Origin of the sequence: Winogradskyella schleiferi (assembly GCF_013394655.1) — a bacterium.
Classification (GTDB): domain Bacteria; phylum Bacteroidota; class Bacteroidia; order Flavobacteriales; family Flavobacteriaceae; genus Winogradskyella; species Winogradskyella schleiferi.
Window position 1 is genome coordinate 2044323 of the sequence record NZ_CP053351.1, and the last position, 11398, is coordinate 2055720.

Below are 11398 nucleotides of genomic sequence, written 5' to 3' on the forward strand. Positions count from 1 at the left end.
CATACGTTGCATCAGTCTCTAGCTTGAATAAATTTTCTCTTACAAATTTATCTTAATAAAACACCAGACTAAATAATCAAATAGAATTAAGTTTGAATTTACTTAAAGTATCACAATAATTAATAAATTTTAAAAACCTATATATTAACATTTTATGATAAGCAAAAATTATTTTTATTGAATTTTAGAGACCTAAATTCCTGATACTAGATTTGCAAATCTGACCCATTTTTGATAATGGCGTGATGAGTTCAACGTTGTAAAACGTATGTCGTAAAATATCCGTTCTTTTTTTAAAATTTTATGTAACAAGTTTTAAATTTCTGACTCTAAAAAAGTCAAATAAAAGACCACTTTGAAATCTGTATTTAGTCTAGATCCTCATGATTCATAGGCTTTTAAACGTATAAATTATGTTAAATTTTTCAATTCAAAGGATTTTTATTCAATTAGTCGATTATAAAATTTCTTTGGTAAGAAAATGAGTAGTTTTAAGTGCTCTAAATGAATAAACCTAAAATAATATCGCTTGTAAAATTATGTGCATTTACCGTATTTATCGGTAGAGCCTACCAGTTGTATTTTTTTGGTGGTCCATACAGAGCAATACTTTGGGATGAAAGTTTACTCACTCCCATTGTAGAAGGTGTTTTTAACTATACTTGGTTTGAATACGCTACAAGTTCAACAGTAAATAGCTGGATTGAAGGGTGGACAAAACTGAATAGTATCATTTTTTTAATTGCTGCAATTTTTTGTTTGTTTTGGAATCAAATTAAGTGGATACGATTAAAACGATTTTTTGTTGGATTAGGGTTATGGTTATTATTTCTGTTGGCCATTTGTATGGTAAAGGATAGGAATTATGATTTTCTTCAACTTTTTGAGATGAGTATTCAATTGACTGCACCTTTTTTGCTATGGAAAAATATTAAAATGAATCCACAAAACAAGAATCTAATTTTTGGTTTAAAGGTAGCCATTGCACTTACTTTTATTCCACATGGGTTATTAGCTATCGGATTTCCATATAGACCAGGATATTTCATAGATATGACCATTACGATTCTTGGCGTTAATGAAACACAAGCAACTCAATTTTTATTTATGGTTGGCTTTTTGGATGTTTTGTTAGCTTTAATGGTATTTGTTCCAAAATTATCCAAATATGCGCTATGGTATATGATAATTTGGGGATTTGCTACAGCTTTTGCCAGACTTATTTCTGGTTTCAACATTGATTTTATATCAAGTACCATACATGGTTCAACCTATTTAACCGTTTACAGATTGGCACATGGTATATTGCCATTAATAGTTCTTTTGCTAGAATTAAAAAGAACTGAACAACCCCAAATAATCGCATTGCATGAAAACTAAACAATTTATTTCGGCTTTATTGTTCTTAAGTGTATTCTTAGGTTATGCAGATACGGACAAGTATCGTATCATGATTGTAGATGATCCCTCTTCGACCATAACCATAGGTTGGAATCAAGTGTCTGGCTCCACTCCTATTTTGTATTATGATACTGTGGATCATGGAACCAATCATTTATTATACAATAATTCTAAAACCGTAGATAGATCCGTTTCCCATCAAGGGATGGATAATCAATTTGTTCGTTTAAGCGGATTATTACCAAATACTAATTATTATTTTGTTATTAATGATAGCAACAGCACCAGCCAACGATTTTGGTTTAGAACAGCGCCAGATGATAATAGTCGACTCTCTTTTATTGCTGGTGGTGATTCTAGAAACAATAGAACGCCACGAGAAAATGCGAACCTTTTAGTCGCAAAGTTAAAACCGCATGCTGTCTTTTTTGGTGGAGACATGACTGACAACAATACTTCTTCCCAATGGCAAAATTGGTTTGAGGATTGGCAATCAACCATCGCCAGTGATGGGAGGATGTTTCCAATCATTCCCGCAAGAGGAAATCACGAATCTGATGCTACAACGATTTATAAGTTATTCGACACACCAAATTCAGATTCTTATTATGCCATAACTTTCGGAAATGACTTAATCAGAGCCTATACGCTTAACTCTGAAATTTCAGTTTTGGGGAATCAAAAAACGTGGTTAGAAGGCGATTTATCATCTAATTCAAGTACGACATGGAAAATGGCGCAATATCATAAACCATTGCGACCGCATGCTGCTTGGAAAGCTGAAAACAACAATCAATATAATGCCTGGGCACAATTATTCTATGATGAAGGCGTGCGTTTGGTAGTAGAATGCGATTCTCACATGACTAAAACCACATGGCCAATTATGCCATCTTCCGGACCAGATAATGATGAAGGCTTTGTAACTGAACAAACCAATGGTACGGTTTACACAGGTGAAGGTTGTTGGGGCGCGCCATTACGGACGAATGATGATGATAAAAGTTGGACTAGGAATTCGGGTTCTTTCAATCAGTTTAAACTTATTTTCGTTGACCCTCTCAAAATCGAGATGAGAACCATAAATGTTAATAACGCCGTTTCCGTTGGCGAAGTTAGTAATACAGATCCTTTTACTTTACCATCACTATTAGATGTTTTTAATCCTTCAACAGGAGATGTGGTTACAATTCAAAATTCCGTAGATACGAGTTGTCCAGAAGTTAATACACCTTGTGATGATGGGGATCCTTTAACGGCTTATGATATTGAAGATGGATCTTGTAACTGTAATGGTTTAGATATAAATATTATAGAGGATTTAACTATTGCCGTAAGTTCTGGTAACGATGATGCAGAAGAAGACGTTGCATCTGGTTCCATGTATCTAAACAGTTCTGATCTAGAGCTCATTTATGATTCAGAGGAGCAAATTGTTGGTGTTCGATTTAATGAACTTTCATTACCAGACTCAGCTACAGTTTTGCGGGCTTATATTCAGTTTACATCAGATAATTTTAATCGTTATCTCGATCCTACGAGTCTATTAGTCCATGGCGAATTAGCGATCAACAGTGCCACTTTTAGTAATACTACGAATGATATTTCATCCCGGACACCCACAACAAACTCAATACCTTGGACTGATATAAAACGATGGGGATCGAACGATATTGAAGTGTTTAATGCGAGAACACCGAATTTAAAAGCTATAGTTGATGAAGTCATTGCTCAACCTGGTTGGATTTCTGGCAACCCTATATCTTTTATGTTTTCAGGGTCTGGCAGACGCACAGCAAGCTCATATGAAGGTGGTAGTCCAGCAAAACTTCAAATCATCTATCTTCATAACTGCCCTATTCTAGATGTTTCACTAGGTACGCAAGGCAGCTGCGACGAATTAACGGATACGTATTCTCAAGACATTGTAGTGAGTTACGCAAATCCGCCAGCAACAGGAAGTTTAAATGTTAACGGACAGCTTTTTTCAATAGGAACTAGTCCTCAAACTGTTACCTTAACAGGTCTTAACGCTGATGGAATTGATGTAGATTTGAATGTGTTTTTTACAGACGATGCCACTTGTACTTATAGTGAGGAAGATTTCTTTGAGGCACCAACTAAGTGTAGTTTAGGTAATATTCCAGATAACGTTCCCGATGATAATTCTAATTTAGCATTACTTCCTGAAGCTACGTTGAGTGGAAGTGTAGATGTCGGTAAAGGTACTCCTTTAGATATTTTATATGATCCCTCAATTAATGATTACCATTTAACTACTAGTTACAACGAATATGGTGTTTCACATAATTTAAATATCGGTACACCAGATGTTGATAATGCATATAAATGGCAAGTTAATTGGCCTAATGTAAAATATATTAATTATATCACTTTTGGCGGCACATACCCAAATCAGCCTCAACCAAACACCATGTGGCGAATTAGTTACCGATTAGATGGCAATTGGTTTGTATTAGATGAAGGCCAAGGCGGTTGGATTGACAGCGGCATTTATGAATGGGGAGGAGCGACCGAAAACCCTATCGAGACAGATGCTTTAAGAGTGCAATTGTATAGCGATGGTTATAATGATGTTATTAGTATACATTTAAGAGCCCGTGGTGGTACGTCTAGCGTTGTCAATGATAGTTCAACTACGCCAAAGGCGACATTGATACAATATCTATCTCCTGGAAATAACTGTGGTGTTACCATTCCTGTCAACACTACAATATATTGTAACGGATCTTGGATTTATAGCGATGGGCCAGATGAATTATCTGGTAGCAAAGATATAATTATTGCTAACGGAACCTATATCATTGATGTAGACACCGATATTGAAGTTAACGATTTAGAAATAAATACTGGAGCAACTATTATTGTCAAAGAAGGTGCAAGCCTAACAGTTAATGGTAATCTGATTAATAATGGTTCTTTAATTTTAGAATCAATATCTACTAAATTTTCAAGTTTAATTGTTGAAGGTACAAGTACAGGCGATGTATCTTACAAACGGCATATCAATGCTTTTAGTAATGGGTCTACTGGTAACGACTTGGTGTCTTCACCATTTGCAGGTCAGAATTTTGGAAATTTCGCAACAGCAAATCCTAATATTTATGAAAACCCTGGAAATACAAGTCAGAAATTATTCGGACCATTCGACGAGCCAAATGGAACATATCAAATATACGCAACAACCACCAATGCTGCTACAATTTTAGACAAAGGTGTTGGTTATAGAGCAGCACGAGATGCTACTGAGGATGCTATTAGTGGCACTACTATAACATTTACAGGCGCTGTTGAAACCGGAAGTTTCACATTGCCAATAACAGAATCTTTAATGTCTTTTAGTGGCTGGAATTTAGTTGGTAATCCTTATCCTTCTTATATGGATTTCACAACGTTTTTCAATCTTAATAAAGCACAGTTAGATTTGGGAGCTTATCAAGCTATTTATGGTTTTGATGGAGATGCCTCTAATGGGTGGACCATAATGAACAATCTAAGTATTGGAGAACTTATTGCACCAGGACAAGGCTTTTTTGTGAAAGTGAAATCTGGTGGTGGAACATTGTCATTCACTCCAGATATGCGCGTAAAAGGAGCGACAGATGATTTTATTCTTGGTCGAAGTCCATCGTCTGGCATATCAAATGGCCATATTAAGCTTGAAATGACCAACTCATCTTTAGAAAAATACAGTACTGCTATTTATTTTAATGAAAATGCAACCTCAGGTTTAGACCCAGGTTACGATGCAGCCCTATTTGGTGGCAATGCACCAGAATTTTCTATTTACTCAAATTTAATAGAAGGCGATACTGGTGACTTTATGGCTATACAAGCCATAGAAACAACTGAAATTGATAATACCACAATCCCTTTAGGAATCAGTGCATTACAAGGACAAGAAGTAACCATTACCCTATCAGAATCAACACTGCCAAATGGTATTGACGTATATTTAGAAGATGCTTTAACAAATACTTTTACCCTATTAACGAATCAAGATTATACATTCACTACTTTAAGTGATGTTATTGGAGTTGGTCGCTTTTATTTGCGAATAGAGTCTGATTTACTAAATGTTACTAAACAGTCTTTAGACGAATTACGTATTTATGCCAATTCCAATATAAACGCAATAGTTATAGATGGGCAACTACAAAATAGCACAGATTTTAAACTTTACGATATTAACGGTAGGATTATAAACTCTGAAAATCTTGACATTACACTTACGCAGCAAATAATTAATGTTGCTCAGTTAAGTGCTGGTATTTATATCGTTGAATTAGTTTCAGAAGGCAACCAAAAGCGCATTAAAAAATTGATTATTCAATAATAAAAAGAGTTGAAATAGTTTAGAAAAGTGTGTTTTAAATATGAAAACACACTTTTTTATTTAAATATAACATCCTAAAGTCGTGACACTTACAATAATCGATGATAATGAACATTTGTCGAAATGTTCATTACTTTACCCTAATTAGTCTCTTCATATTGCCTTTAATTGATACATTTACATAGCTATTAATCAATACATCTACCATATACTATGAAAAATTATATTTCCAAAGAACACTTTGGAAGTTTAAAAGCCTTTATGAAACCCAAATCTTTTAAGGTTAGAGTTATTTTAGTCATTTTTACTTCAGTGTTTCTATTTAGTGCTATTCCCTATTTTTCGGGCTCTGGTCTAAATACCGCAAAAACAATTGCTCCATTTGCTAATGGTGTATTTCCAGAATCTGTGGATACTGAATTAGATGCCACCTATAGGGTTGCCTTTCCTAATTTAGATTTTTTCTATCCCATAACATTTAATATGGTACCTAACCAAGAAACAGTTGTACTTGGTCAACTTAATGGTGTCATTTTTTCATTTGATAATGACGAATCTACTACAACAAAAAATGTGCTACTTGATCTTTCTGGTGAAGTAGGTTTGGTTTCCGACGGTGGATTCTTAGGCTTAACAATACATCCAGAATTTGATGCTCCAACCAATCCAAAGAATTATTTCTATATTTATTATGCAACAAAAAATGGTTGTGGTCAAGATCTTCCTGCATTCAATCAATATACTGGTCAAGGATGTAATTATAGTGATAATGAATATCAAGGTAACTTTTTAATATTAGAAAGATTTGAAGTCAATCCGTCAACCATGACAGTTGTAACGAATTCAAGAACAACAATTTTAAGAAACAAGATGTATGGGACTACACATTATGGAGGTGGTTTGGAATTTGGTGATGATGGTTTTTTATATCTCACTACAGGTGAAATGGGATCTTGGAGTAGAGCCCAAAATATTACAAATAATCTTGCAGGTGGCGTCTTAAGACTCGATGTTGATAAGAGAGGTGGATCAATTAGTCATGCTCCAATAAGAAAAAAGCCATCAGCTCCAATACTTAATCCACTTTATAATGCTAGCAACCCAAATTGCCCCGAATATTTAGCTGGTGAAATTTCTGGAGAGGAATATTTTATACCAAATGACAACCCTTTTTCAGATAGCAATCCAGGTTCTACAACAAGCTTATATGGGCAACTAAATTTGACTACACCAGATCCAAATGATGTTTATCAAGTTGGTGATTTTTATGAAGAATATTATGCCATAGGATTGAGAAATCCTTTTAGGATGACTAAAGATAGACTAACGGGCACCTTTTATATAGGTGACGTAGGTCTGGACTCTCAAGAAGAAATAGATATATTACAATCTGGTGCGAACTATGGCTGGCCAGAACATGAAGGAGTCATTGATGGACCTGGTTGTGATCCTAATGGAAATCTTTTTAATGAGATGTCACATCAAGGACCAATGACTGCCTTTACAAGTTCTAATGCTAACTCCATTACTGGTGGTTTTGTCTATCGTGGTACTGGCATACCAGAATTATATGGAAAATACCTTTGTGCAGATTATGGAAGTGGAGATGAAATATTTTCTGTAGATATTAATACGGGAAACTATGTTGAGATTGCAACATTGACAAATGTCATTTCTTTTGGAGAGGATAATGATGGAGAGCTTTTTCTTTTAACACTCGACAATTCTGGTCCAATATACAAACTGATAGATGATGATGTTAATGACGGTGGAGCTGCACCTATATTACTATCTGAGACTGGTGTCTTTTCTAATTTATCTACATTAGAACCCATTGATGGTTTTGTTCCTTATGAACTTTATGAATCTTTCTGGTCCGATGGTGCATTAAAAAAACGTTGGATTGCAGTACCAAATAATGACGGAGTACACAGTGGTCCAAATGAGCAAATAAAATATTCTGAATATGGCGATTGGGAATTTCCTGCAGGTACGGTTATAATTAAACACTTCGAATTACGAATAGATGACAATAATCCATCTATTACAAGAAAAATAGAAACCCGTTTCTCTATTATGGGTAACGACGGTAATATGTATTTTTTAAGTTATAATTGGAATGACGCCCAGACGGATGCTATACTACAAACTGCTAGATTAGACGAACCCGTTGATATTACTACAACTACAGGAGGAACTAGAACCCAATTATGGCATTTTCCTTCGGTTTCGGAATGTATCGATTGCCATAACGATGCAAATAAAGGAGGGCTTGGACTAAAAGCCAGATATTTAAATACAGACTATGATTACTCAAACTATGATTCCAATGGTCAAGTTGGAAACCAATTAGTAACCTTAAGTCATCTAGGTATTATCGATGAATCTATTTCTGATATCGATACTCCAGATATATTATCAAATAAATCCCTTCAAGATACAAGTGCAACTTTAGATGAAAAGGCAAGGTCTTATTTAGATTTAAATTGTGCTTATTGCCATAGACACGATAATAGTAACAGAGCTGAATTTGATTTAAGAATTTTTAATAGTCTTGAAGCTACCGAATTATTGACCTCTACGATCTTAAATCCTTTAGGAATAGACCCAAATGAAAAAATAGTGTACGCAGGCGATGCATCAAAATCTATACTACACCATCGAATGAATAGCGTAAATCCAGCTATTATGATGCCTCCTCTAGCTAAATCAATTGTAGATCAACCTGCTGTGGATCTCATAGACACTTGGATAAATCAGTTAGACGGAAATAGTACAAATACTCCTAATGGTCCAAATCCGGTTAGTAATTTAGCCTTACTACATTCGGCACAACTCAGCGGATCTGTAAGTAATGGTCGCGGTACACCTTTAGATATTCTATATGATCCGTCAGTAAATGACTATAAAATTATCACACCTTACTCAGAATATGGAGTGCCTTACAGCGGATCTGGTAATAATTTAGGTACAGTAGATGCTGAAAATGGATTCTTCTGGAGAGTAGATTGGCCTGAACCAAAATTTGTGAATTACATTACATTTGGAGGCGCCTATCCAAATCAACGCCAACAATATACAATGTGGCGTGTAAGCTATTTAAGAAATGGGGTTTGGCACACCATTGAAGAAGATCAAGGTGGATGGATTGATAATAGTACAGGAAATAACTATACTAGCGCGTCAATATATGAATGGGACGGCACAAATGACGCACCAGTATATGCCGAAGCAATCAGATTGCAATTGTTTAGTGATGGTGTTCACGATTTATTTCGTATTCACTTAAGAGGTCGAGGTGGAAACACTCAATTTAGTAATGGGCAAGATGTAAATACAACTCCCAAAGCTAGTTTAATGCAGTTTCTACCTTATGATAACTTAACAACAATCGATGCTATTGTAGCTGGAACACAAACAGCTTGCAACAATATTGACAATACATATTCACAAGAATTAACCGTAAGCTATACCAATCCTCCTGAAACTGGTTCCTTAGTTGTTAATGGACAATCGTTTCCAATTACCACTAGCCCACAAACTATTACGTTAACAGGGTTGGATTCTGATGGACTTGATGTGGAAGTTGAAGCAGAATTTACTGATGGTTATAAAACCTACTTTAAAAGTACTGGAACTCTTTTTACGGCACCATCTGATTGTAAAAATATGATTATTGGTATAGATGAAACTATGGTTATAAATGGAGATTACGAAGTAGGTTCTGGAAGTAGTATTGAAATTCTTGAAGGAGGAAGCTTAACTGTGAATGGTAATCTAACCGTTAACGGTCAAGTGGTGCTGAATTCTATTTCAAATAAATATTCGAGTTTAATCGTAACTGGCACTAGCACAGGTAATATATTTTACAAAAGACATGTCAATGCTTTCAATGGTAATGATCTTATTTCTTCCCCTGTAAATGGCGATGATTTTGGAGATTTTGCAACAAGAAATCCAAATCTATATGAAAATCCTAATAATTCAAATCAGAAAGTATTTGGGCCTTTAGACGAACCTACAGGTATCTATGGCATATACTCTACGGTAACAAATGCCAATACAGATTTAGTTTCTGGAAAAGGTTATAGAGCCGCAAGAGATGCATCAGAAGACGGTCTATATGGAACAACACTGACTTTTTATGGTGGTATTGAAACCGATATAGTGCCTGTTAGCATTTCAAATTCTGGTTCATCGAGTGGTGGATGGAATTTAGTTGGAAATCCTTATACATCTTATCTTGATTTTGATATGTTCTTTGCTCAAAACTCGTCACAATTAGATACGGGTTCTTATCAAGCAATTTATGGTTATGATGGAGACGCATCCAACGGCTGGACTGTTTTAAATAGCGCAACAATAGGACAATTAATTGCACCAGGACAAGGCTTCATAGTGAAAAGTAAGAATTTAGGTGGTCAAATTTCATTTACACCTCTAATGCGTATGTCTGGAACCACAGATGATTTTATATCTGGGAGATCAACAAATACAGCACACCATGGTCATATTAAGCTAAGAGCTAATACAACCAATTCAGCGAATGAATACTCTACTGATTTTTACTTTAACAGTAATGCTACACAAGGTTTAGATCCTGGATACGACGCCGCATTATACGGTGGGTCACCACCTTTCTCCATTTATTCCTATCTGGTTGAGAACGATTCAGGTACACCTTTTGCGGTTCAAGCATTAAGTGCTTCCGCTTTAAGTAATATTACGGTTGCATTGGGAATTAGTGCAAATCAAGGACAAGAAATAACGATTAGTATATTTGAGACGGATTTACCCGATACTGTAGACGTTTATTTAGAAGACACGTTTAATAATACTTTTACACTGTTAAACTCTGGAAATTATACATTCACTACAGACACAGACTTATCTGGTGCTGGCCGCTTTTATTTAAGATTTGAAGGCGAAGTGTTAAGTATCAACAATTCTTCTTTCGAAGACCTGAAAATTTCCTCTAATCAAACCAATCGTACCGTTGAGGTGACAGGACAATTGGAGGAGGAAACATCGTTAAAACTTTTCGATATTCATGGTCGCGTTATTTTAACGACACCGTTAGATGTAACATCATCACTACAAATTGTAGATGTTAGTCATTTGAGTTCTGGCATCTATATTGTGGAGCTTAGAACTACCTCTGGGAATAAACGAATACAAAAATTAATTATTAAATAGTAATCATAAAAAACCACAAGCTCAAAACTTGTGGTTTTTTAATTTAGTTAGTTAGGACAAAACTATAATACTTCAAGAAAGAAATCCATAAGTTCTTCTTTTAAATCATAATGCAGTTTAATATAGGTGCGCATATCTTCCTTAAGCGTGTGTTGCTCATTTTGAAGACGACCATCAATATTTTCATTAAAATCAGTATTATTAATATTCGCTATTTTATTTCGGCATCTGTGCATCAATTTGGAAATAGCATCCTTTTCTATCATAATGCGGTTCTGAAATACTTCGAGTTTCTTTTTAGAAAAATTATCTTCAACTCTAGGTACAATTTCTTCTAATTTTTCTTGAAAAGTATCCATTTCACTAAAATGAAAGCGTAATTCACGTTTCCACGTGTCTATATTAAACTTTAAGTCGCTTAAATACATTACTTTACTTAGCATA

At 35.0% G+C, this 11398-nt stretch carries 4 protein-coding genes; 3 read left to right on the forward strand and 1 reads right to left on the reverse strand.

What is annotated here, in order from left to right; all coding sequences use genetic code 11:
* The first annotated feature begins 504 nt into the window (after nt 1-504).
* From HM990_RS08810 to HM990_RS08820, 3 genes are all read left to right on the forward strand, one after another.
* Nucleotides 505-1380, forward strand: a complete 876-nt coding sequence (locus HM990_RS08810; protein WP_178988579.1) for a hypothetical protein — start codon at nt 505-507, stop codon at nt 1378-1380.
* On the forward strand, nt 1370-5758 hold the full coding sequence (locus HM990_RS08815) for a fibronectin type III domain-containing protein (protein ID WP_178988580.1): 4389 nt from the start codon (nt 1370-1372) through the stop codon (nt 5756-5758). The genes HM990_RS08810 and HM990_RS08815 overlap by 11 nt, the downstream gene beginning before the upstream one ends.
* 213 nt (nt 5759-5971) lie before the next feature.
* On the forward strand, nt 5972-10954 hold the full coding sequence (locus HM990_RS08820) for a PQQ-dependent sugar dehydrogenase (protein WP_178988581.1): 4983 nt from the start codon (nt 5972-5974) through the stop codon (nt 10952-10954).
* 62 nt (nt 10955-11016) lie between these two features.
* Here the strand turns inward: HM990_RS08820 and HM990_RS08825 are convergent, their stop codons facing one another.
* The gene (locus HM990_RS08825) at nt 11017-11397 is read right to left on the reverse strand and encodes a hypothetical protein (RefSeq protein WP_178988582.1); all 381 of its coding nucleotides are present in this window, start codon (nt 11395-11397) and stop codon (nt 11017-11019) included.
* Nucleotide 11398 lies beyond the last annotated feature (1 nt).